Genomic DNA, 23,169 nt, shown 5'->3' on the forward strand with positions numbered 1-23,169 from the left:
GAGCAAGCTCGCTCCCACAGGGTTTTGTGTTCGTTAGCAAGTTGCGTGTCACCGGTCGGCGGAAAAACAAATAACCTTGCCTTGATCAGCTAGTCTCTGATGCGCAAACGCCCTCATGCGCGTATGATTCGCGACCCTTCGGCGATCCCTTCGCCCAAGTACCCAGTTTTCAGACCACACCGGGAGGTGCCCAGATGAGTATCAAAGACCAGCAAGACGACCAGCCAATCGGCCCAGCAGGCGAAAAACTGCAGAAAGTCCTCGCCCGTATCGGCGTCGGCTCGCGCCGTGACGTGGAAGCCTGGATCAGCCACGGCCGCATCAAGGTCAACGGCAAAGACGCCACCCTTGGCCAGCGCGTCGACATGCACGACGCTATCACCATCGATGGCAAGGTGATCAAGCGCGAAGAGGCCGCCGAGTCGGTGCGTCGCGTGATCATGTACAACAAGCCCGACGGCGAGATCTGCACCCGTGTCGACCCGGAAGGCCGTCCGACCGTGTTCGACAAGATGCCGCGCCCTAAAGAGGGACGCTGGATCAACATCGGTCGTCTGGACATCAACACCACCGGTTTGCTGATGTTCACCACCGACGGTGAACTGGCCAACCGCCTGATGCACCCTTCCTACGAAATGGACCGTGAATACGCGGTACGTGTGCGTGGCGAAGTCGATGACGAAATGATCGAGCGCCTGAAGGCTGGTGTTGTCCTCGAAGACGGCCCGGCAAAGTTCACCGACATCAAGCAGGCGCCAGGCGGTGAAGGTTTCAACCACTGGTATCACTGCGTGGTGATGGAAGGTCGCAACCGCGAAGTTCGTCGCCTGTGGGAATCCCAGGGCTTGGTGGTCAGCCGTCTGAAGCGCGTGCGTTTCGGTCCGGTGTTCCTCAACTCCGACCTGCCGATGGGCCGCTGGCGCGAAATGAGCCAGTACGAAGTCGACATCCTGAGTGCCGAGGTTGGCCTGACGCCGGTCGCGATGCCGCAGATGAACGCCAAGAGCAAGGACAAGCTTGACCGGATGCAGCGCAAATCGTCGCGTCCAATGGCCAAGACCGAGCGCGTGCGTACCCTGCGTCCAGCCGCTGGGGCTCCTGCCGCTCCTGTTGCTCCACGGGCAAGCCGCGAGCCGCAGATCGAAGGCGAGCGTCCAGGGCGCAAGCCGGCTGCCCGTCAGGACGGCGAACGCGGTCCGCGCACGCCACGTCCGGCCAATGGCCGTACCGAACGGGGCGAAGGTCGTGGTACGCCGGTAGCCGATCGCCCGGCCGACACCAAGCGCCCGGCCAAGCCAGCGCCGAAGCGTCCGGGGATCAAACTGGTCGACGGCGATACCCCATCGGGCAAGCGCCGTGGCGCACCGGCCGGTTCGGGCCAGCGTCCAGGCTTTGGTCGTCGCAAGCCTGAGTAATCGGTAAGCGCTTCATAAAAAAACGCCAACCTTCGGGTTGGCGTTTTTTTTTGGGTCAGGCTTCAGTGGTGAGGTGTTTTCAATGGCCTCTTTGCGGGCAAGCCTGCTCCCACAGGGGGGGCGGAGTTGTTTGGTCGAAATGCGATCCATTGTGGGAGCGGGCTTGCCCGCGAAGGCGATAGCGGCAACACCACACTCTCCCGAATGGAAACCCGATGTTACGGCTTGTAAAGAAATCCTGACAAAAATCACGGATTAGCCCCGTGGAATCGCCATTCCCCGAATGCCGTAAGAAAACGCTTACGCAACAGCGTCTTCCTTCCTCCTTCCAGCCCTCTGGCCCGCTTGTTTCACCGCTCCATGCAGGGTGTTATGCGCGCCATGCCTGTCGTGCAGGTGCATAACAAAAAGGAGGCGCAATGAACGCCGTATTCCATCTCCATCTCTCTGCGAGGGGCGGTTTTCCTGCCTTTCCCGTCGATGATCCGCAAGGGTCTGACCCATTTTTTGCAGCCGCCCGAGCCTCTCGGGGCGGACACAGGCAATCCCGGCCATAGACACGCTTGTCCAGCGGGTCTGGCAGCAGGGGGTTACAGGTGTACAATGCGCCGCGTTTTACCTGTGACCTCCTGCGCATCTGCGCAAACCTCAAGGCTATCCGCCTTGTTCACTCCGTCGCGTCACGAGCGTGTCGGGTTCGATTTCGTCACAGATAAAAACAAACAGGTGACGCATGACCGTTGTAATTACGCTGAACTCCTGGTGCCTGCGCTGGGGTTTGATCGGTGCCGCTTAACGCCTTTCTTGAGCAGCAACGTCTACTGAACATCATCAAACCTTGCGTGAGACCCTTTTCATGAGTGGACAAAACCCGCAATCAGGCGAGCTGAAACGCGGCCTGAAAAATCGCCACATTCAATTGATCGCCCTCGGTGGCGCGATCGGTACCGGCTTGTTCCTCGGTTCGGCCGGGGTACTGAAATCCGCCGGTCCGTCGATGATCCTCGGCTACGCCATCTGCGGCTTCATCGCCTTCATGATCATGCGCCAACTGGGTGAAATGATCGTCGAGGACCCGGTGGCCGGTTCCTTCAGCCACTTCGCGCACAAGTACTGGGGCGGCTTTGCCGGCTTCCTGTCGGGCTGGAACTGCTGGATCCTGTACATTCTGGTGGGCATGTCGGAGCTGACCGCGGTCGGCAAATACATCCACTACTGGGCACCGGACATCCCGACCTGGGCCTCCGCAGCTGCCTTCTTCGTGCTGATCAACGCCATCAACCTGGCCAACGTCAAAGTGTTCGGCGAGGCTGAGTTCTGGTTCGCGATCATCAAGGTCGTGGCGATCGTCGGCATGATTGCCCTGGGCAGCTACCTGCTGGTCAGCGGTAATGGCGGCCCGCAAGCAGCGGTCAGCAACCTGTGGTCCCACGGTGGCTTCTTCCCGAACGGCGTCAGCGGTCTGGTGATGGCCATGGCGTTCATCATGTTTTCCTTCGGTGGTCTGGAAATGCTCGGTTTCACCGCTGCCGAAGCCGACAAGCCGAAAACCGTGATCCCGAAAGCCATCAACCAGGTGATCTACCGGATCCTGATTTTCTACATCGGTGCCCTGGTGATCCTGCTGTCGTTGACGCCGTGGGACAGCTTGCTGACCACCCTGAACGCCTCCGGTGATTCCTATAGCGGCAGCCCGTTCGTGCAAGTGTTTTCGATGCTGGGCAGCAACACCGCCGCGCACATCCTCAACTTCGTGGTCCTGACCGCGGCGTTGTCGGTGTACAACAGCGGCACCTACTGCAACAGCCGCATGCTGCTGGGCATGGCCGAGCAGGGCGACGCGCCGAAGGGCCTGGCGAAGATCGACAAGCGCGGCGTGCCAGTGCGTTCGATCCTGGCTTCGGCCGCCGTGACCCTGATCGCGGTACTGCTGAACTACCTGATCCCGCAGAACGCGCTGGAACTGCTGATGTCGTTGGTGGTTGCTACCTTGGTGATCAACTGGGCGATGATCAGCTACTCGCACTTCAAGTTCCGCCAGCACATGAACAAGACCAAACAGACGCCGCTGTTCAAGGCTCTGTGGTACCCGTACGGCAACTACATCTGCCTGGCGTTCGTAGTGTTCGTCCTTGGCGTGATGCTGTTGATTCCGGGGATCCAGACATCGGTGTATGCGATTCCGGTGTGGCTGGTGTTCATGTGGGTCTGCTACGGCATCAAGAACAAGCGCAGTGCTCAGCGTGCCTTGCAGGCCGTAGTGGAGTAACTCCGCGCAGAAACAAAAAACCCGGCCAAGTGCCGGGTTTGTTGTTTTCAAGGTTCATACAAAACCCTTTGTGGGAGCGGGCTTGCTCGCGAAAGCGGTTTAACCGTCAGCATTCAAGTCGACTGACACTCCGCATTTGTCGGAGCGCCGCCCGGAGCAAGCCCGCTCCCACATTGGTTCTGCTGCGTTCCTGACACTCATTCGCGGTATCCTGCACGTTCTGAATACGGACGCTTTTCCATGCTGGTGATTTCCAACAACGTGCAGCTGCCGGATGCCGAGATCGAGTTGACGGCCATTCGCGCCCAGGGCGCCGGTGGGCAGAATGTCAACAAGGTCTCAAGTGCCGTGCACCTGCGCTTCGACATACCTGCGTCGTCCTTGCCCGAGTTCTACAAGGAACGGCTGCTGGCGCTGCGCGACAGCCGCATCACCAGCGACGGTGTGTTGATCATCAAGGCCCAGCAGTACCGGACGCAGGAGCAGAACCGCGCCGATGCGCTGTTGCGGCTGACCGAGTTGATCCAGAGTGCCACCAAGGTCGAGAAAAAGCGTCGCCCGACCAAGCCGACCCTCGGCTCGAAGACCCGCCGACTCGAGTCAAAGTCCAAGCGTGGCAACATCAAGGCCGGACGTGGCAAGGTCGATTTCTAGCGGGCGTCCCGCGCTTCGCGTTGCTTCGGTGCCTGTCGGTACAGGTAAAGGCTCAGCAGCAAACCGCTGAGTGCAGCGAGCGCGGCGAACAGGAAGATCGATGCAAAACCAAATCCTGCCGCAATCGCACCGGCGAGCGGTCCGGTGATCCCCAGCGACAAGTCGATGAACAGCGAATAGGCGCCGACGGCTGCGCCTCGGCTGGATGCGGGGACAAGGTTGACCGCCTCCACGCCCAGTGCCGGAAATACCAGGGAAAAGCCGAAGCCGCTTAGCGCCGCGCCCGCCAGAGCCCAATGGGCATCCGGTGCCAACCACAGCAACAGCAATCCCAGGGTTTCCACTGACAGGCAGGCAATGGCCACGCGAAAGCCGCCGAGGCGGTTGATCAGGTTGCCGAACAGCAGGCGCGCGCCGATGAAGCTGGCGCCGAACAGGCTCAGGCACAGCACCGCGTTGTCCCAGTGTTGAGTGGCGTAATACAGGGTGATGAAGGTGGCGATTGTGCCAAAACCGATGGAGCCCAGGGCCAGGCCGCAGCCGTGGGGGAAAACCCGCCCGAGTACGTGCATGAACGGCAGGCGCTCACCGGCAACGATCGGCGCGGCTGTTTTCGGCCAGGCCAGCAGCAGACCGAGCACGGCCAGCAAAACAATGCTCACCCCCATGCTCCACAAACCCAGTTGATGGACGAGCAATACGCCCAGGGGCGCGCCGACAGCCAGTGCTCCATAGCTGGCGATACCGTTCCAGGAGATGACCTTGGCCGTATTCGCCGCGCCGACCCGGCCGATGCCCCAGCCAATCGAGCCCGAGCCCACCAGGCTTTCGGCACTGCCGAGTACCAGGCGGCCGATCAACAGGCAGATCAGGCTCAAGGTCGGCAGGCTCTGGGTCCAGGCCGAGAGCAACATGAACACCCCGCTCAAGCCGCAACCGGCCAGGCCATACATCACAGCCAGCTTGCTGCCCTTGTTGTCGATGATCTTCCCGGCATAGGGGCGGCTGAGCAGGGTGGCCAGGTATTGCACGCTGATCACCAGCCCCGCGATCACCGCGCCGAAGCCCAGGTCGCTGTGGACGTAACCGGGCAATACGGCCAGGGGGATGCCGATGTTCAGGTAGCCGATGAAGGTGAAAAGGACGATGGAGACAACTTGCAGCGTGACCGCCAGGGGGCGCTGGTTTTCGGGCATGGGTAAAGGTCCACGGTAAAGCAGGATAGATAGGCTGCTTATGATAGCGGTGTGGACGGTCACAGGTCGTGAAAAAGTAAAACTATTTGCCGGGCGGCGTCATTCAGGTTTGGCGGGAGCGACCAATTGCGTGGTGACCAGGGCGGCCAGCGCATTTTCCTGGGTGCCGAAGCGGGCGAGCAAGGTGGCTTGTTTCTCGGGGGAGAGGCGGTTCCAGATCTCGATCATTTTCTCGGCGGTGCCGATCAGGACGCTGGCCTGCGCTTCACTGAATTCATCGGTCATGGTCAGGCTCATTTCAGGCAGTGTGGAAAGCGCATGGTAGCGCTTTCCACACGGTCTGTGCGGCGGGTGTTTCAGTCTTCTCTGTCAGCCTGGCGGCTGTCAGTGGCTTCTTTCGGCTCGGGCTGTTGGGCTCCGGCTTGCTGCGTGGTCGTCTGCTCAGGTTCGTGCAGGCTTGGGAAGGGGAGATTAGGAATCTCGTGCATGGTTGCGCTCCTCGCTAAGTCTGTTGATAGATCTGGTAGATCCGCGCTTTTTAAAAAGCTTGGGCAGGATACAGCACTGAAAATGACAAACGGACTTTTATATCCATTTGTTTCGACGGATGGGATTGTCTAGACATGACTGGAGGAGCGACACAAAACAAATGTGGGAGCGAGCTTGCTCGCGATAGCGGAGTGTCATTCAACGGTGATGTTGACTGATAGACCGCTATCGCGAGCAAGCTCGCTCCCACAGGGGGCTTGCAGTGTCTGATGGTTACTTGCAGACGCTGGCAATCGCCTCGGCCAGCAGATCCAGGCGCGTGGCATCAATCCCCGCCACGTTGGCCCGGCCCGAACTGACCATGTACACGCTGTGATGATCCCGCAGGTTCTTCACTTGCTCAGGCGACAGGCCGGTGTAGGAGAACATCCCGCGTTGCATGCCAATGTGCGCAAAACGCTCGCGCAAACCGTGAGGCTCCAGTGCTTCCACCAGACCGCTGCGCAGTTGGGCGATACGCAGGCGCATGGCTTCCACTTCGTCAGCCCAGAGGTTTTTCAACTCTGTGTCACCGAGGATGGTCGCGACCACGGCAGCGCCGTGATCCGGCGGCGTCGACCACAGGTTGCGGGCGATGTTGGCCAGCTGGCTGCGGATGTCGGTGAGCTTGTCGGCGGTGTTCGCGCAGACAATCAGCGCGCCGGTACGGTCGCGGTACAGGCCGAAGTTCTTCGAGCACGAACTGGTGATCAACAGTTCCGGCAACTCGGCGGCGAACAACCGGGTCGACCAGGCATCCTGTTCCAGCCCGTCGCCGAATCCTTGATACGCGAAGTCGATCAGTGGCAGCAGTTCGCGCTTGCGTACGACCTCCAGCACCCGCTGCCAGTCATCCCGGGACAGGTCGAAACCGGTCGGATTGTGGCAGCAGGCGTGCAGCAACACCACGTCACCCTTGGGCGCTTCATTGAGCGCCGCCAGCATGCCGTCGACATCGAGACGGTTGTCACTGCCCACGTACGGGTAGTGGCTGACCTTGACCTTGGCTGCCGCGAAAATCGTTTCGTGGATCGGCCAGGTCGGGTTGCTCAACCATACGCCGCGCCCCGGCAGGCATTGGGCGATGAAGTCCGCGCTCAGGCGCAAAGCCCCGGTGCCGCCCGGCGTCTGGGTGGCGCCGGCGCGTTGTGCGCTGATCAGTTTCGAGTCGGCACCCAGCACCAGCTCATTGATCGCTTTGCCGAACGCCGGTTCGCCGTGACCACCGATGTAGGTCTTGGTGGACTGGCGATCCACCAGGCGCTGCTCGGCCAGCTTCACCGACTGGAGAATCGGCGTCAGGCCCTGGGCGTCCTTGTAGACCCCCACGCCCAGATCGAACTTGCGCGGATTCGGGTCCTGCGCATAGGCCTCCATCAGGCCCAGGATCGGGTCGCCAGGCACTCGACCGATGGCGTCGAAATGCATTACTTGCGCCCCTCGGCATTCTTCGCCACTTCGTCAGTGCGCGCGGCCATGATGAAGTCGTTGCGGTGCAGGCCCTTGATCGAGTGGCTCCACCAGGTCACGGTCACTTTGCCCCACTCGGTCAGCAGGCCTGGGTGGTGGCCTTCGGCCTCGGAGATTTCACCGACGGCGTTGGTGAACGCCAGGGCGTGCTTGAAGTTCTTGAACAGGAAGACCTTTTCCAGCTGCATGATGCTGTCGCGTACTTCGATGTTCCAGTCCGGGATCTGCTTGATCAGGATCGGCAATTCTTCGTCGCTGACTTGTGGGGCGTCGGCGCGGCAGGCTTCGCAATGGGCTTGAGTTAATGCGGTCATGATGTGTTCCTGAAATCGAATGTTGGAAAATCGGCCCTCAGTGCTACCACGCTAATCCAAAGCGATGGTTTCTGACAGGCTCACTTGATTTTAAAAGCGGCGGATCACGCGGCTTTTGGTTTTGGCGGAAATTTCGGTGCGTGCAGACCCATCTGCATCGCTTGCTTGACCATGCCCATGATGTCTTCATGAGCGAGGTCGAACAGACGCTTGAGATTTGGCAATGCGAAGTACACTGGCTGCAGGATGTCGATGCGGTAGGGCGTGCGCATGCATTCCAGCGGATCGAACGCCTGATGCTCAGGCTCGTCCGACAGGCAATACACGGTCTCTTTCGGAGAAGACAGAATGCCGCCGCCGTAGATGCGCTGGCCTTGCGGGGTGTCGACCAGACCGAACTCGATGGTCATCCAGTACAGGCGCGCCAGGTACACGCGTTCTTCCTTGGTCGCCTCGAGGCCGAGCTTGCCGTAGGTGTGGGTGAATTCAGCGAACCACGGGTTGGTCAGCAGCGGGCAGTGACCGAAGATCTCGTGGAAAATGTCCGGCTCTTGCAGGTAGTCCAGTTCTTCGCGGGTGCGAATAAAGGTCGCCACTGGAAACTGCTTGCTGGCCAGCAATTCGAAAAAGGTCTGGAAGGGAATCAGTGCGGGAACCCGGGCAACCTGCCAGCCGGTGGTTTCACCGAGGACCTTGTTGATTTCGCCGAGTTGAGGAATGCGGTCGTGGGGCAGTCCGAGTTTTTCGATACCGTCCAGGTACTCCTGGCACGCACGCCCTTCGATCACTTTCAGTTGACGGGTGATCAGCGTGTTCCACACCGCGTGTTCTTCGGCGGGGTAGTCGATAAAACCTTGCGCATCGGGCTCGCGAGCCACGTATTGCGTCTGCTTCATGCTGCTCTCCTGCTAGGGGATTTCGTTCTTGTTATGTACTGCTATGGACCTAGAAATACCCCAAGGATTGCATTGTTGCAGCAGGTGAGCAGCGACACGCGTAGGAAAAAACCGTAAATTTCGTAAAGTTTTCGTTACGAATTGGTCGCGATCGCGCAGCTATTGAGATTTCCCGGTTTGAAAAACGCTTTGCCTGTCACATAATCTTGACGACTATCTGAGCGACTCGAAAGAAAAATGCGATCGAGCGCGCACCGCAATACCCCTGTGGGAGCGGGCTTGCTCGCGAAAGCGCTGGCACGTCCAACATTGATGTATCAGGCAGGCCGCCTTCGCGAGCAAGTCGAATCGTCGCACCGCCATTCCCATAGGGTTTGCGTTGATACCAACCTTATTCATCGCTTTTCGGGTCTTTATATGCGTATCAAAGTCCACTGCCAGAACCGCATCGGCATCCTGCGCGACATTCTCAACCTGTTGGTGGAGTACGGGATCAACGTGGCCCGCGGTGAGGTGGGCGGTGAGCATGGCAACGCCATCTACCTGCATTGCCCGAACCTGATCAACATTCAGTTCCAGGCCTTGCGTCCGAAATTTGAAGCGATTGCCGGGGTGTTTGGCGTCAAGCGTGTAGGACTGATGCCCAGCGAGCGTCGGCACATGGAGCTCAATGCACTGCTTGGTGCGCTGGAATTCCCTGTGTTGTCGATCGACATGGGCGGTTCCATCGTCGCGGCCAACCGGGCAGCGGCGCAGTTGCTCGGGGTGCGGGTCGACGAAGTGCCGGGGATTCCCCTGTCGCGCTACGCCGAGGATTTCGATTTGCCGGAACTGGTGCGTGCCAACAAGTCGCGGATCAACGGGTTGCGGGTCAAGGTCAAGGGCGATGTGTTCCTGGCCGACATCGCGCCGCTGCAATCGGAGCATGACGACAGCGAGGCCATGGCTGGCGCGGTGCTGACGCTGCACCGCGCCGACCGGGTGGGCGAGCGCATCTACAACGTGCGCAAGCAGGAGCTGCGTGGTTTCGACAGCATCTTCCAAAGCTCGAAAGTCATGGCCGCCGTGGTGCGCGAAGCCCGGCGCATGGCGCCGCTGGATGCGCCGCTGTTAATAGAAGGGGAGACTGGCACCGGCAAGGAATTGCTGGCGCGGGCCTGCCATCTGGCCAGTCCTCGTGGGCAATCGCCGTTGATGGCGCTCAACTGCGCCGGTCTGCCAGAGTCCATGGCCGAGACGGAATTGTTCGGTTACGGCCCCGGTGCATTCGAAGGGGCGCGGGCCGAAGGCAAGCTCGGGCTGCTGGAACTGACGGCGGGCGGTACGCTGTTTCTCGATGGCGTCGGGGAGATGAGCCCGCGCTTGCAGGTGAAATTGCTGCGCTTCCTGCAGGACGGCTGCTTCCGCCGTGTAGGCAGTGATGAAGAGGTCTACCTCGACGTGCGAGTGATCTGCGCGACCCAGGTCGACCTGTCCGAATTGTGCGCTCGCGGCGAGTTCCGCCAGGACCTCTATCACCGCTTGAATGTGTTGTCGCTGCACATCCCGCCGTTGCGCGAATGCCTCGACGGTTTGACGCCGCTGGTGGAGCACTTCCTCGACCAGGCCAGCCGGCAGATTGGTTGCCCGCTGCCGAAACTGGCCCCGGCGGCCATGGAGCGGCTCAGTCATTACCATTGGCCGGGTAACGTACGGCAACTGGAGAACGTGCTGTTCCAGGCGGTTTCCCTGTGCGACGGCGGCACGGTCAAGGCCGAGCACATTCGTTTGCCGGACTATGGCGTGCGTCAGCCCCTTGGCGACTTTTCGCTGGAAGGAGGGCTGGACGAGATCGTTGGACGTTTCGAGAAGGCGGTGCTGGAGCGGCTGTATTCCGAGCATCCGAGCAGTCGGCAACTGGGCAAGCGCCTGGGGGTTTCGCATACCACCATTGCCAACAAGTTGCGTGAGTATGAGGTGGGTAAGGACAACAGCATTTAAGATCAAAAGATCGCAGCCTTCGGCAGCTCCTACGTCGAACCCTGTAGGAGCTGCCGAAGGCTGCGATCTTTTGATCCGTTGCCGCGAAGCGGCATGACACCGCCGGTTTTTCGTCTCTGATACAAATCACCATTCCCTTCTGATTCCTCAAAGTCCCCTGTTTGCCGGGCCTCGCGCTGCCAAAAACAAGTTGGTCTGCAAATTGCTTATGGCTCAGCAGTACAGCAGTGGACGGCAAACGTCCGGCAGGCAGAGGAACAATTGTGGACAAGTACCTTTATGTGGCAATGACCGGCGCCAGCCAGAATGCACTGGCGCAAAAGGCTCATGCCAACAACCTCGCGAACATCTCCACCAACGGTTTCCAGAAAGACCTGGAGCAAGCCCGTTCGATGCCGGTGTTCGGTGACAGCTTTCCGGCGCGTGCGTTTGCCATGTCCGAACGCCCGGGCACGGATTTCTCCCCTGGTTCACTGGTGGAAACCGGTCGCGACCTCGACGTTGCCGTGCAAGGCAACGGCTGGATTGCCGTGCAGACGCCCGATGGCACTGAAAGCTACGTGCGCACCGGCAGCCTGAACGTTGACGCCCTGGGCGTGTTGCGCGCCGGCAACGGCATGCCGGTCATAGGCAATGGCGGGCCGATTGCCGTACCGCCGGAGCAGCAGATCGAAGTCGGCGAGGATGGCACCATCAGCATCCGTGCGTTGGGCGAAGGTCCCCGGGTGATGGCGGAAGTCGACCGCATCAAGCTGGTCAACCCGGACCTCAAGAACATGACCAAGGGTCTGGATGGTTCGATCCATACCAAGGACGGCCAACCGGCGCAGGCCGATGCCAACGTCAAGCTGGTGTCCGGTTTCCTCGAGTCGAGCAACGTCAATGCCGTGGAAGAGATGACCTCGGTACTGGCCTTGGCCAAGCAGTTCGAGCTGCACATCAAGATGATGAACACCGCCAAAGACGATGACCAGGCCATGGCTCGGGTCTTGCAGATCAGCTAATTACCAGAACGTCGCGCCGTAAAACAGGCGCACGAGGAGAATCGAATGCTTCCGGCTCTATGGGTTGCCAAGACAGGTCTGTCCGCCCAGGACACCAACCTGACGACCATTTCCAACAACCTGGCCAACGTGTCGACCACGGGTTTCAAACGTGACCGCGCCGAGTTCCAGGATTTGCTCTACCAGATCAAGCGCCAGCCTGGCGCCCAGTCGACCCAGGACAGCGAACTGCCGTCGGGCCTGCAACTGGGTACCGGTGTGCGCATCGTCGGCACCCAGAAAAACTTCACCGCCGGCAGCTTGCAAACCACCGAGCAGCCGCTGGACATGGCCATCGACGGTCGCGGTTTCTTCCAGATCCTGCAACCGGACGGCACCACGTCCTATACCCGTGACGGTACGTTCCACCTGGACTCCAACGGCCAGATCGTCAATGCCAGCGGCTTTGCCCTGGAGCCGGCCATTGTCATTCCGAACGAAGCGCAGACCTTCACGGTCGGCCGCGACGGCACCGTGTCCATCACCGTTGCCGGCAACCCGGCAGCCCAGGTGATCGGCAACCTGCAAACCGCCGACTTCATCAACCCGGCCGGCCTGCAGGCCGTGGGCAACAACCTGTTCCTGGAAACCGCCGCCAGCGGCGCGCCGCAAGTCGGCACTCCGGGCCTGAACGGTTTCGGCTCCACGCTGCAGAACACCCTGGAAACGTCCAACGTCAGCACCGTTGAGGAGATGGTCAACATGATCACCACCCAGCGCGCCTACGAGATGAACTCCAAGGTGATCTCCACCGCCGACCAGATGCTCTCGTTCGTAACGCAGAATCTGTAATCAAGTCTATGTGGCGGCCATTGGGCCGCCTGCAACACCGTGAGGTAGGGTCATGAATCGCTATGTATTTGTTCTGGCACTGAGTGGGATCACCGCGCTCGCAGGTTGCGTACCTGCGACGCCCAAGCCCAATGACCCTTACTACGCTCCGGTGTTGCCGCGCACGCCGTTGCCGGCGGCCGCGAACAATGGCTCGATCTATCAGGCCGGTTTCGAACAGAACCTGTACACCGACCGCAAGGCGTTCCGGATCGGTGACATCATCACCATCACCCTGAACGAAAGGACCCAGGCCAGCAAAAACGCCAACTCGCAAATTGGCAAGAACAGCAAGGCCAACATCGGCCTGAGTTCGCTGTTCGGCAGCAGCGCCACCACCAACAACCCGTTCGGCGATGGCGACCTGAGCCTGAGTGCCAGCTACGAAGGTGACCGCGCGACCAAGGGTGACAGCAAGGCGGCTCAGGGCAACACCCTGACCGGTTCGATCACGGTCACCGTCGCCGATGTGTTGCCCAACGGCATCATCGCGGTACGCGGCGAAAAGTGGATGACCCTCAATACCGGCGACGAGCTGGTGCGGATTGCCGGCCTGGTTCGCGCCGATGACATCGCCACCGACAATACCGTGCCGTCGACCCGTGTCGCCGATGCGCGCATCACCTACTCGGGCACCGGTTCGTTTGCCGATGCGAGTCAGCCAGGCTGGTTCGACCGTTTCTTCCTCAGCCCGCTGTTCCCTTTCTAGGTGGCTACGTTGAATTTCAGAAGTCTCATGATGGCTGCGTTCCTGATGTCCGCAGCGTTCAACGTTCAAGCCGAGCGCCTGAAGGACATCGCCAGCATTTCCGGCGTGCGTTCCAACCAATTGATCGGCTACGGCCTGGTGGTCGGGCTAAACGGCACCGGCGACCAGACGACGCAGACCCCGTTCACCCTGCAGACCTTCAACAACATGCTCTCGCAGTTCGGCATCAAGGTGCCGCCGGGTTCGGGCAACGTGCAGTTGAAGAACGTCGCGGCGGTGTCGATCAGTGCCGATTTGCCGGCGTTCGCCAAGCCGGGTCAGCAGGTCGATATCACTGTTTCATCCATCGGTAACTCCAAGAGCCTGCGTGGCGGCACCTTGCTGTTGACGCCACTCAAGGGTATCGACGGTAACGTCTATGCGGTGGCCCAGGGCAACCTGGTGGTCGGCGGTTTCGATGCGGAAGGGCGAGACGGCTCGAAGATTACCGTCAACGTTCCGTCGGCCGGTCGCATCCCCGGTGGTGCGTCGGTGGAGCGTTCGGTGCCGAGCGGTTTCAACCAGGGCAACAGCCTGACGCTGAACCTCAACCGTTCTGACTTCACCACCGCCAAGCGCATCGTCGACAAGATCAACAACATGCTCGGCCCTGGCGTGGCCCAGGCCATCGACGGCGGTTCGATTCGCGTGACCGCGCCGCTCGATCCGAGCCAGCGCGTCGATTACCTGTCGATCCTGGAAAATCTCGAAGTCGATCCGGGCCAGGCGGTGGCCAAAGTCATCATCAACTCCCGCACCGGCACCATCGTGATCGGCCAGAACGTCAAGGTTTCCCCGGCCGCCGTGACCCACGGCAGCCTGACCGTGACCATTACCGAAGACCCGATCGTCAGCCAGCCCGGCCCTCTGTCCAATGGCACGACGGCGGTGGTACCCCGTTCGAAGGTCAACGCCCAGCAGGAAGCCAAGCCGATGTTCAAGTTTGGCCCCGGCACCACCCTCGACGAAATCGTACGGGCGGTGAACCAGGTTGGCGCGGCACCGGGTGACTTGATGGCGATCCTCGAAGCGCTGAAGCAGGCCGGCGCCCTGCAAGCCGATCTGATCGTGATCTGAGGACGGCCATCGTGGATATGCGCAAGAGCGGTCTGGTCAGCAGCAGCGATTCGGGCTCCTATTCGGACCTCAATCGCCTGAATCAGCTCAAGGTCGGCGACAAGAACAGCGACGGCAATATGCGCAAGGTGGCGCAGGAGTTCGAATCGCTGTTCCTCGGTGAGATGCTCAAGTCCATGCGCTCGGCAACCGAAGCGCTGGGGCAGGACAATCCAATGAACACGCCGGCGGCCAAGCAGTACCAGGAAATGTACGATCAGCAGCTGGCCGTTTCCATGTCCCGCGAGGGCGGTGGTATTGGTTTGGCGGACGTGCTGATGCGCCAGATGTCGAAGAACAAGCCATTGGCGCCGGGCGAGGCGGCCGCTGCATCGCTGGCCAAGCAAGAGGCTGCCAAGGCCGCCGTGCAGACGCCGGTGGCGGCCGGCACGGTGGCAATCAATGGCCCGTTGTCGCGGGTCAATGGCCAGCGTCCGTTGTGGGCTTCGCGCTCAATCCATACGCCACAAGAGGCGGGCGAGGGTGCTCATCGCAATGACATGGCGCTGATCAATCAGCGACGCCTGGCACTGCCACCGAAACTGGCTGACCGGCTGTTGGCCGGGCTGGTGCCTTCGGCGACGACCGCTGCCACCACGATGCTCAACCGGACAGCCTTGCCAGAGCGCACGACGAACACCGGCACGGGGCCGCTGTACAACGGCGACTGGCTGGCGACCGCGCAACAATCCTCCTCTGGAGGCATGCAGATCTACGGTCGCGCCATGGCGCAGATTCCGCTGGCGCCGGCGAAGAAAGCCTTCAGTTCCGCCGACCAGTTCGTCAACACCATGCTGCCGATGGCCAAGGAGGCCGCCGCACGGATTGGGGTCGATCCACGTTACCTGGTGGCTCAGGCGGCCCTGGAAACCGGCTGGGGCAAGTCGGTAATGCGTGCCCAGGACGGCAGCAGCAGCCACAACCTGTTCGGCATCAAGGCCGGCAATAGTTGGCAGGGCAATTCGGCGCGGGCGATCACCAGCGAATTCAGGAACGGGCAGATGGTCAAGGAGACGGCCGAGTTCCGCTCCTACGACTCCTACAAGGACAGTTTCCACGACCTTGTAACTTTGTTGCAGACCAACAATCGCTATCAAGATGTCGTGAAGTCGGCCGATAACCCAGAACAGTTTGTACGCGAGTTGCAGAGAGCCGGTTACGCAACCGATCCGAACTACGCGAGCAAGATTTCGCAGATAGCCAGGCAGATGACGAGTTACCAGAACTACGCTGCGGCGGGCGTTTCCACTACGCCTTTATAGGCACAAGGTATAAGGTCTGAATCATGAGTTTGCTCAATATCGGGATGTCGGGGCTGAGTGCTGGCCATAACTCGTTGGTGACGACTGGCAACAACATTGCCAACGTCGACACCGCCGGGTACTCGCGCCAGCAGTCTGTGCAGAGCACCAAGGGCTCGATTCAGTACGGCAATGTGTTCATCGGCACCGGCACGACGCTGGCCGATGTGCGTCGCGTGTATAACTCGTATCTCGATTCGCAGCTGCGTACCGCCACCTCGCTCGACAGCGAAGCTACGTCGTACAACGCTCAGGCCACGCCGCTGGACGCCACGCTTTCCGATTCCAACACCGGGCTGACCGGTGTGCTGCAAAAATTCTTCACGTCGATGCAAGGCGTTTCGACCTCGGCCACCGACGACACGTCCCGCCAGTCGGTGCTGACCGGTGCCCAGGCCTTGTCGGCGCGCTTCAATTCGATTGCCAAGCAGTTGAACGACCAGAACACCAACCTGAACGGCAGCCTGGGCGACATGGCGGATCAGGTGAACAAGCTGTCTACCACTATTGCCACGCTCAACCAGAAGATTTCCGAACTCTCCACCGGCACCAATCAGCCAAACGACCTGCTGGACTCGCGCAACGAAGCCGTGCGTCAACTCTCCGAGCTGGTCGGTACCCAGGTGGTCGAACGTGGCAGCAGCTACGACATCTACATCGGCAGCGGCCAGCCCCTGGTAGTGGGTAATACCACCAATACACTGCAAACCGTGCCGAGCCAGGGCGATCCATCGCGCATGGCGCTGCAGCTGAATCGTGGCTCCAGCACCATCGACGTGACCGCGGTGGTCAGCGGTGGCGAAATCGGTGGTCTGCTGACTTACCGCAAGGAAGTGCTCGACCCTTCGCTCAATGAGCTGGGGCGCGTGGCGCTGGTGGTGGCCGACCAGATCAACAGCCAGCAGGCGCAAGGCATCGACAAGAACGGTGATTTCGGCGCGGCGATCTTCAACAACATCAACAGTGCCGCCCTGATCAGTCAGCGCAGCATTGCGGCGGCTGGCAACAGTGCCGGCTCCGGCAACCTGGATGTCACCATCAAGGACACCGGCAGGCTGACCGCCAGCGACTATCAGGTGACGTTCACCAGTGCGACCAACTACACCGTCAAGCGCTCGGACGGCACCGACATGGGATCGTTCAGCACCACGACCACACCGGCTCCGGTGATCGATGGCTTCAGCCTGAACCTCAACGGCGGTGCGCTGAGCGCCGGCGACTCGTTCAAGGTGACGCCGACCCGTGGCGCGGCGGCCGGTATCCAGGCCGTGCTCACCGACCCGAAAAAAATCGCCGCGGCAGCCCCCTTGACCGGCGTGACCAGTGCCAACAACACCGGCACCTACACTCAGCCGACACTGACCAGCACCCTCGATATCTACAACCCGGCGGCCCAGGCAGAAATGCAGACCGCGCTCAAGAGCTCGACGCCGGTCAAACTGGTGTTCGGGGCGGCCAGCGGCGGTAGCCAGACCTACAACATGGTCGATTCCAAGGGTAATTCGATCGGCACCGGCACCATCGTTCCGGGCCAGAGCAACACCCTGAACCTGAAAGTGGGCATGGTCGATGCCAGTGGTGCTCCGGTCATGGACACCAGCGTCACGCCGGCCGTGCAGAAGACGTTCACCGTGCAGACCACGGTGGGCGCCACGCCAGCCAGCGGCGAAAGCTTCACCATCAACCTGACGGGCGCGGCGTCTTCGGACAACCGCAACGCTCAGGCACTGGTCGGACTGCAAACCAAACAGACCGTCGACACCGGCACGGCGAGCAAGGGCATCAGCCTGACCGATGCCTACAACAAGCTGGTGACCAACGTCGGCGCCAAGGCTGCCCAGGGCAAGTCAGACAGCGAGGCCACCACGGCGATCCTGGCCAACGCCAAGGGTGCGCGGGATTCGAACTCCGGGGTCGACCTGGATGAAGAAACCGGCAACCTGGTCAAGTACCAGCAGTACTACACCGCGTCTTCGCAGATCATCAAGGCGGCGCAGGAAATTTTCACCACACTGATCAACAGCCTTTAAGGAGTCGTAATTCATGCGCATTTCCACCGCCCAGTATTACGAAATCACCGCTGCCAACTACCAGCGCAACTTCAACAAGGCCATCGCGACCAGCAACGAAGTCAGCAGCCAGATCCGCGTCAACACTGCCGCCGATGATCCGATCGGTGCCGGTCGTTTGCTGCAACTGGGTCAGCAGAGTGCGATGCTTGATCAGTACGGCACCAACATCAACACCACCAAGAGTGCGTTGAGCCTGCAGGAAACCACGCTCGACTCCATCGGTACCGCTTTACAGCGCGCCAAGGAACTGGCTCTCGCTGCCAGCAATGGCATTGCCACCGACGCTGACCGCAAGGCCTACGCGTCGGAGTTAGGCCAGATCCAGCAACAGGTGCTGGGCCTGATGAATTCCAAGGATGCAAGCGGCAACTACCTGTTCTCCGGTTCGAAAACCGACACCGCGCCTTACTCGCAGAACGCCGACGGCACCTACAGCTACAACGGTGACCAGACCACCGTGGACCTCGGCATTGGCGATGGCATGACGGTCGGGACCAACACCACAGGCTGGGATGCGTTTCAGCAGACCATCAACACCAGTCGCACCCAGACCACCATGACCGCTCCAGCGGTGGATGACGGCCGCGTGGTGCTGTCCAACGGCACGGTCGGCACCAGCTCTACCTACAACGCGAAGTTCACCGGCGGCCAACCCTATACCGTCAGTTTCCTCAGCAGCACCCAGCTGAAGATCACCGACTCGCTGGGCAACGACGTGACCGCCGAAGCCAGCCAGAACGGTCTGATCAGCAACTCCAATGGTGCCAACCAGACGGTCAGTTTCCGTGGCGTCGACCTGAAGCTGAACATCAACCTCAAAACCGGTGATACCAACCCGGATGCGGTGATCGCCGGCCACAGTTTCAACCTGTCTTCCACGTCGGATAGCTTCAACACCTCGCGCAGCGCCGGTAACCCGTCGACCGCGGTCATCACCGGTTCCAGCGTGACCGACCCGGCGGCTTACACCAACGCCTTCCCGTCGGGCGGGGCGATCCTCAAGTTCACCAGCGCGACCGCTTTCGACCTGTATGCGGCCCCGATCACCGCCGACAGCAAGCCGGTGTCGTCGGGCACCGTATCCAGCGGCAACGCTACCGCCGCGGGCGTGACCTTTGCCTTGGGCGGTGGTGCCCCGGCGTCTGGTGACCAGTTCGTGATCCAGAACAACAACCATCAGACCCAGAACGTGCTCGACACCCTGGGCCAGATGATGACTGCGCTGAACACGCCAATCGACGGCGACGCGGTGGCCAAGCAGAAGTTTCTCGGCGCCATGGAGTCGGGGATGGGCAACATCGACAGTGCGGCCAACCAGATCGGCTCGGCCATCACCACGATCGGTGCCCGCGGTCAGGCACTGGATAACCAGACCGCGACCAACGAGAGCCTGACCCTGGCGAACAGCGCCAGTCAGAAGTCTATTCGCGATTCGGATCCGGCCGAAGTCATGACTCGCCTGACCTTGCAGCAGACCATGTTGCAGGCGGCGCAGCTGGCGTTCAGCAAGATTTCCCAGCTGGGCCTGTTCAACAAGATCTGACGGTGGTCGGGCGCGCAGGCGCCCGATGGCCTTGCCCCTTCAGTATTTATCGTCTTTTTTTGCGGTAACAAAGGGCTCGCTTTTCAGGGCGGGCTCGCGCCGCCTGTGAGCCTGCCGTGAATTCACTCCCGCTTGTCAGCCTGGTCATTCCCGCCTTCAATCCGCGCTTTTTCGGTCGTGCCTTGCACACGGCTGTGAGCCAGAGCTACGGCAATCTGGAGATCATCGTTTGCGATGACAGTCGCGGCCGTGAGATCGAAGACATCGTGGCTTCGCTGGTCGAGGAAGGGGCGACCGTGCGCTATATGCGTAACCCGCGGACCCTGGGGCTGGTGGGTAACCTGCAGGCTTGCCTGGAGCAGGCGCAGGGCGAGTACATCAAGTTTCTTTGTGATGACGACCAGTTGTTTTCGGCTTGCATCGAGCGTCAGGCCCAGGTGCTCATCGACTGCGCTGACGTCAATCTGGTCGTGGCCCAGCGCCTGCTCTGGGATGCCGACGACATGCCACTGCCGTCGCGCCTGGAAAACACTCCGCTTTCCCCGGTGGGCGGGATATTCAAGGGCGAGGACCTGCTGGCGATCTTCGAAAACTTCCCGGTCAACATCCTCGGTGGTTTCAGCAACGCCATGTTCCGTCGGGCTGATGTGCTCGAACTGTTTCCAGCACTGACTCAGCCCGGCCATTGCTTTGTCGCGACCCTCGATTTCGCCTTGTACGTCTGCCTGATGCGGCGCGGCAACCTGGCGGTGTCCAATCACGTGCTCGTCATCGAGCGCCTGTACCCCGAGCGTTTGAGCAGCCAGCAGTCGATGAAGGACGCAGCCGAAACCGAACGGCAGTGGCTGTCGCAGATGCTCAAGGCCCGTAGCGGCGAATCAGCGCCGGCGCAGGGCTGGGTGCGCTATCTGCCACTGACTCGGGCGGATGAATCGCCACGGGTTTGGGAGGAGTTGCCACTGAGCCGGACCCTGGGCACCAAGCAGACCACCCAGGACTGGCATGTCGGCATCGCCAGTGTCAGTTTCGCGCAACTGTATGCCCAGTGGCTGGCGTGCCGCGCTCTCACCGAGGGTCAGCGCGAGCTGCTGGCGGATACGCTGGAGGGGTGGCCAACCCGACCCAGAATCGTTCCGATCATCATCGATGAGCAAGGCAGCCGTTCGGCGCTGGAACTCACCCTGCAATCGCTGGTGGATCAGGAATACGCCCCTGAGCTGACGCTGGTGCTTTCGGCGTCTTGCACGGAAGCCGTGCTGGACGAGCGTGTGTTCCGCATGCCGTTGCAGGACGACTGGCAGCAGCAGATCAACGCGCTGTTACCGCAACTGGAAGGCACTGGCTGGTTCTATCTGTTGCGTGCCGGTGATCGCCTGGTGGCGCCGGCCTTGCTGGTCATGGCTGAACGCATTGCGCTGTCGCGCACGCTGACCTGCCTGTACAGCGACGAAGGTGGGCTGCATCAGGGGGAGTCGGCCGAGCCTGCATTCAAGCCAGACTTCAACCTGGACCTGATGCGCAGCTATCCCTACGTGGGGCGTGCGCTGGCATTCGAGCGCGAGCAATTCCTGGCGCTGGGCGGTTTCGATTCGGTGTACGGCGAATTGGCGCCACACGATGTGTTGTGGCGAATGGTCGAGAGTGCTGGCACGCACGTGGTCGGGCACATTTCGGAGGTGTTGCTGGAGTCGGCGTTCGACCTGGCCAAATGGCTGTCGCTGCCGCAAGTGGTGGACACCAATCCACGGTTGCTTGAGGCGCACTTGCAGCGCCTGGGTGTCGCCCACGACATTCGCCAGGGCAGTTCGGCGCTGCTCAATCGGGTCGACTATCTCCATGCGGATCGGCCGCTGGTGTCGATCGTGATCGTCAGCAAGGACCAGACCCTGGCATTGCAACGCTGTGTCGAGAGCCTGCTGGAGAAAACCGCCTACGGCGAATACGAGTTGCTGTTGGTGGACAACGGCAGCGAGAGCGCCGAGGCGCTTGACTGGTTCGCCGGCATGTCGCAGCTGGGCAGCGACCGGATCCGGGTGCTGCGTTGCGAGTTGCAGGGCAATGCGGCGGCGGTGCGCAACTTCGCCGTGAAGCAGGCCGCTGGCGAGTACGTGCTGATGCTCAATCCCTACACGGTGATCACCCAGGCGCAATGGCTGGGTGAACTGCTCAATCATGCGCAACGTCCGGAAGTCGGCGTGGTGGGGGCCAAGCTGTTCAACCCCGATGGCCGCGTGCTGCACGCCGGCCTGATTCTCGGGTTGCAAGGGCCGGCCGGGGTGCCGTTCCATGGTGAGATGTTGCACGCAGCGGGGTACATGTACCGCTTGCAGGTCGCTCATAATTACAGTGCTGTCGGCGGCGATTGCCTGATGGTGCGCAAGGCGGTCTTTGACGCGGTCGGTGGCCTGGATGAGCAGGGCCTGGCGCAGTCCCTCAACGAGGTCGACCTGTGTTTGCGCGTCGGCCAGGAAGGTTACCTGGTGGTCTGGACGCCTCACGCTCAACTGGCGTTGGGCGCGCAACCGGCGGTGGCTGCGCAAGAAGGTGACCAGGCCCGGGGCGAGCAGGAGCAGGAGGTTTTCTATAAGCGCTGGCTGCCGATCGTGGCCCGTGATCCGGCCTACAACACCAACCTGACATTGCAGGGATTGGGCGGGGCAAGCTTCAGTCTCGAGCCCGGCTTGCGATCTGGTTGGAGCCCGTTTTCCAAGGCTCAGTTGCCGAAGATTCTCGCGTTGCCGGTCAACGCGTCCGCCATCGGCCATTACCGGGTCACGCAACCGTTGATCGAGCTTGAGGCCGCCGGCAGGGCGCACGGACGCATTCATTACAACCTGCCGACCATCATTGAAGTTGAGCGCCATTCGCCTGACGTGATCATCTTGCAGGGGCGCTATTCCGAAGGTCCGATCAACGAAATCCCGAGCCTGCAAAAATACTCCAGCGCGCGACGCATCTATGAGCTCGATGACTTCGTGATCAACGTCCCGCACCGCAATGCGCATATCCGCAATATGCCGGGCAAGGATGAAATGGAGGCGCTGGTCCGGCGCGCCATCGGCATGTGCGATCGCGTGGTGGTGTCCACCGAGCCGCTGGGTAACGCGCTGTCGGACATGCATCAGGACATTCGCGTGGTGCCCAACATGTTGGCGTCGCACTTGTGGACCGATCTGCGCAGTCAGCGCCGCACCTCGAAAAAGCCTCGGGTCGGCTGGGGGGGCGGCACCAGCCACCACGGTGACCTGGCGGTCATCGCCGATGTGGTCCGCGAACTGGCCAATGAAGTCGACTGGGTATTCTTCGGTATGTGCCCGGACGATTTGCGCCCGTACATGCATGAGTTTCACGGGGTGATCGGGCTGGACGTGTACCCGGCCAAACTGGCCAGCCTGAACCTGGATCTGGCATTGGCACCGTTGGAGTTCCACATCTTCAACGACTGCAAGAGCAACCTGCGGCTACTGGAGTATGGTGCTTGCGGTTACCCGGTGATCTGCACCGACACCGAGGCCTATCGCGGCTACCTGCCGTGCACCCGGATCAAGACCAACTCCACGGATGAATGGCTGCAGGCGATCCGCATGCACCTGGCCGATCCCGACGCGAGCTATCGCATGGGCGATGAGTTGCGCGAGATCGTGCTGCGTGACTACGTGCTGCGCGGCGACAATTTGCGCTACTGGGAAAATGGCTGGCTGGCGGACTGACCGTTCGCGCATCCATCCGGAACAGGCAGGCGACCTTGAGTCGCCTGCCTTTTTTTTGCCGCCAGACTTTGCAATCAGCGTTG

The 23,169-nt window shown here is 61.0% G+C and carries 18 protein-coding genes; 12 read left to right on the top strand and 6 right to left on the bottom strand.

What is annotated here, in order from left to right; all coding sequences use genetic code 11:
- Positions 1 to 194: 194 nt before the first annotated feature.
- From rluB to arfB, 3 genes are all read left to right on the top strand, one after another.
- Entirely contained in the window at positions 195 to 1,415 is a 1,221-nt protein-coding gene (gene rluB, locus ACMDB8_RS06855; protein ID WP_007984125.1) for a 23S rRNA pseudouridine(2605) synthase RluB, read from the top strand.
- 856 nt (positions 1,416 to 2,271) lie between these two features.
- The gene (locus ACMDB8_RS06860) at positions 2,272 to 3,684 is read left to right on the top strand and encodes an amino acid permease (RefSeq protein ID WP_223541125.1); all 1,413 of its coding nucleotides are present in this window, start codon (positions 2,272 to 2,274) and stop codon (positions 3,682 to 3,684) included.
- A gap of 240 nt (positions 3,685 to 3,924) precedes the next feature.
- On the top strand, positions 3,925 to 4,338 hold the full coding sequence (gene arfB / locus ACMDB8_RS06865) for an alternative ribosome rescue aminoacyl-tRNA hydrolase ArfB (RefSeq protein ID WP_056721500.1): 414 nt from the start codon (positions 3,925 to 3,927) through the stop codon (positions 4,336 to 4,338).
- Here the strand turns inward: arfB and ACMDB8_RS06870 are convergent.
- From ACMDB8_RS06870 to phhA, 6 genes are all read right to left on the bottom strand, one after another.
- The gene (locus ACMDB8_RS06870) at positions 4,335 to 5,534 is read right to left on the bottom strand and encodes an MFS transporter (RefSeq protein WP_056721502.1); all 1,200 of its coding nucleotides are present in this window, start codon (positions 5,532 to 5,534) and stop codon (positions 4,335 to 4,337) included. The two genes, arfB and ACMDB8_RS06870, sit on opposite strands and share 4 nt — an antisense overlap.
- Before the next feature lie 99 nt (positions 5,535 to 5,633).
- Positions 5,634 to 5,819, bottom strand: a complete 186-nt coding sequence (locus tag ACMDB8_RS06875) for a hypothetical protein (protein WP_046037768.1) — start codon at positions 5,817 to 5,819, stop codon at positions 5,634 to 5,636.
- A 71-nt stretch (positions 5,820 to 5,890) separates the two neighbouring features.
- On the bottom strand, positions 5,891 to 6,022 hold the full coding sequence (locus tag ACMDB8_RS06880) for a hypothetical protein (protein WP_256220589.1): 132 nt from the start codon (positions 6,020 to 6,022) through the stop codon (positions 5,891 to 5,893).
- Positions 6,023 to 6,296: 274 nt separating this feature from the next.
- On the bottom strand, positions 6,297 to 7,490 hold the full coding sequence (locus tag ACMDB8_RS06885; RefSeq protein WP_409078507.1) for an amino acid aminotransferase: 1,194 nt from the start codon (positions 7,488 to 7,490) through the stop codon (positions 6,297 to 6,299).
- Positions 7,490 to 7,846 carry a 4a-hydroxytetrahydrobiopterin dehydratase gene (locus tag ACMDB8_RS06890; protein ID WP_056721506.1) on the bottom strand — a complete coding sequence of 119 codons (357 nt, stop codon included), beginning with the start codon at positions 7,844 to 7,846 and terminating at the stop codon, positions 7,490 to 7,492. The genes ACMDB8_RS06885 and ACMDB8_RS06890 overlap by 1 nt, the downstream gene beginning before the upstream one ends.
- Before the next feature lie 104 nt (positions 7,847 to 7,950).
- Entirely contained in the window at positions 7,951 to 8,742 is a 792-nt protein-coding gene (gene phhA / locus ACMDB8_RS06895; protein ID WP_056721507.1) for a phenylalanine 4-monooxygenase, read from the bottom strand.
- A gap of 417 nt (positions 8,743 to 9,159) precedes the next feature.
- On the opposite strand from phhA, the gene ACMDB8_RS06900 reads away from it, so the two are divergent.
- The 9 genes from ACMDB8_RS06900 to ACMDB8_RS06940 all read left to right on the top strand — a co-directional run bounded on the left by ACMDB8_RS06900 (position 9,160) and on the right by ACMDB8_RS06940 (position 23,086).
- Complete coding sequence (locus ACMDB8_RS06900) at positions 9,160 to 10,722, top strand: sigma-54-dependent transcriptional regulator (RefSeq protein WP_056721509.1); 1,563 nt, start codon at positions 9,160 to 9,162, stop codon at positions 10,720 to 10,722.
- A 263-nt stretch (positions 10,723 to 10,985) separates the two neighbouring features.
- The gene (locus ACMDB8_RS06905) at positions 10,986 to 11,726 is read left to right on the top strand and encodes a flagellar basal body rod protein FlgF (protein WP_056721511.1); all 741 of its coding nucleotides are present in this window, start codon (positions 10,986 to 10,988) and stop codon (positions 11,724 to 11,726) included.
- A gap of 45 nt (positions 11,727 to 11,771) precedes the next feature.
- Entirely contained in the window at positions 11,772 to 12,557 is a 786-nt protein-coding gene (gene flgG / locus ACMDB8_RS06910) for a flagellar basal-body rod protein FlgG (protein WP_056721513.1), read from the top strand.
- A 52-nt stretch (positions 12,558 to 12,609) separates the two neighbouring features.
- Positions 12,610 to 13,305 carry a flagellar basal body L-ring protein FlgH gene (gene flgH / locus ACMDB8_RS06915; RefSeq protein ID WP_056721514.1) on the top strand — a complete coding sequence of 232 codons (696 nt, stop codon included), beginning with the start codon at positions 12,610 to 12,612 and terminating at the stop codon, positions 13,303 to 13,305.
- A gap of 27 nt (positions 13,306 to 13,332) precedes the next feature.
- On the top strand, positions 13,333 to 14,421 hold the full coding sequence (locus tag ACMDB8_RS06920; RefSeq protein ID WP_056721516.1) for a flagellar basal body P-ring protein FlgI: 1,089 nt from the start codon (positions 13,333 to 13,335) through the stop codon (positions 14,419 to 14,421).
- An 11-nt stretch (positions 14,422 to 14,432) separates the two neighbouring features.
- Positions 14,433 to 15,722: a flagellar assembly peptidoglycan hydrolase FlgJ gene (flgJ, locus tag ACMDB8_RS06925; RefSeq protein ID WP_409078506.1), complete on the top strand. Its 1,290-nt coding sequence runs from the start codon at positions 14,433 to 14,435 to the stop codon at positions 15,720 to 15,722.
- Positions 15,723 to 15,745: 23 nt separating this feature from the next.
- Positions 15,746 to 17,791 (top strand): flagellar hook-associated protein FlgK, encoded by a 2,046-nt coding sequence (gene flgK / locus ACMDB8_RS06930; protein WP_056721519.1) that lies wholly within the window; start codon positions 15,746 to 15,748, stop codon positions 17,789 to 17,791.
- Between the two features lie 13 nt (positions 17,792 to 17,804).
- Positions 17,805 to 19,376 carry a flagellar hook-associated protein 3 gene (locus ACMDB8_RS06935; RefSeq protein WP_409078505.1) on the top strand — a complete coding sequence of 524 codons (1,572 nt, stop codon included), beginning with the start codon at positions 17,805 to 17,807 and terminating at the stop codon, positions 19,374 to 19,376.
- A 116-nt stretch (positions 19,377 to 19,492) separates the two neighbouring features.
- Positions 19,493 to 23,086, top strand: a complete 3,594-nt coding sequence (locus ACMDB8_RS06940; protein WP_409078504.1) for a glycosyltransferase — start codon at positions 19,493 to 19,495, stop codon at positions 23,084 to 23,086.
- Positions 23,087 to 23,169 lie beyond the last annotated feature (83 nt).

The organism is Pseudomonas monachiensis (assembly GCF_047345015.1).
GTDB classification, from domain to species: Bacteria; Pseudomonadota; Gammaproteobacteria; order Pseudomonadales; family Pseudomonadaceae; genus Aquipseudomonas; species Aquipseudomonas monachiensis.

Bases quoted from the DNA above. Each gene is read 5' to 3' on its own strand.
- ACMDB8_RS06880 (WP_256220589.1), bottom strand. From the start codon at position 6,022: ATGCACGAGATTCCTAATCTCCCCTTCCCAAGCCTGCACGAACCTGAG.
- arfB (WP_056721500.1), top strand. From the start codon at position 3,925: ATGCTGGTGATTTCCAACAACGTGCAGCTGCCGGATGCCGAGATCGAG.
- phhA (WP_056721507.1), bottom strand. From the start codon at position 8,742: ATGAAGCAGACGCAATACGTGGCTCGCGAGCCCGATGCGCAAGGTTTT.
- ACMDB8_RS06920 (WP_056721516.1), top strand. From the start codon at position 13,333: ATGATGGCTGCGTTCCTGATGTCCGCAGCGTTCAACGTTCAAGCCGAG.
- ACMDB8_RS06890 (WP_056721506.1), bottom strand. From the start codon at position 7,846: ATGACCGCATTAACTCAAGCCCATTGCGAAGCCTGCCGCGCCGACGCC.
- flgG (WP_056721513.1), top strand. From the start codon at position 11,772: ATGCTTCCGGCTCTATGGGTTGCCAAGACAGGTCTGTCCGCCCAGGAC.
- ACMDB8_RS06885 (WP_409078507.1), bottom strand. From the start codon at position 7,490: ATGCATTTCGACGCCATCGGTCGAGTGCCTGGCGACCCGATCCTGGGC.
- flgK (WP_056721519.1), top strand. From the start codon at position 15,746: ATGAGTTTGCTCAATATCGGGATGTCGGGGCTGAGTGCTGGCCATAAC.
- ACMDB8_RS06870 (WP_056721502.1), bottom strand. From the start codon at position 5,534: ATGCCCGAAAACCAGCGCCCCCTGGCGGTCACGCTGCAAGTTGTCTCC.
- flgH (WP_056721514.1), top strand. From the start codon at position 12,610: ATGAATCGCTATGTATTTGTTCTGGCACTGAGTGGGATCACCGCGCTC.
- ACMDB8_RS06900 (WP_056721509.1), top strand. From the start codon at position 9,160: ATGCGTATCAAAGTCCACTGCCAGAACCGCATCGGCATCCTGCGCGAC.
- rluB (WP_007984125.1), top strand. From the start codon at position 195: ATGAGTATCAAAGACCAGCAAGACGACCAGCCAATCGGCCCAGCAGGC.
- ACMDB8_RS06860 (WP_223541125.1), top strand. From the start codon at position 2,272: ATGAGTGGACAAAACCCGCAATCAGGCGAGCTGAAACGCGGCCTGAAA.
- ACMDB8_RS06875 (WP_046037768.1), bottom strand. From the start codon at position 5,819: ATGACCGATGAATTCAGTGAAGCGCAGGCCAGCGTCCTGATCGGCACC.
- ACMDB8_RS06935 (WP_409078505.1), top strand. From the start codon at position 17,805: ATGCGCATTTCCACCGCCCAGTATTACGAAATCACCGCTGCCAACTAC.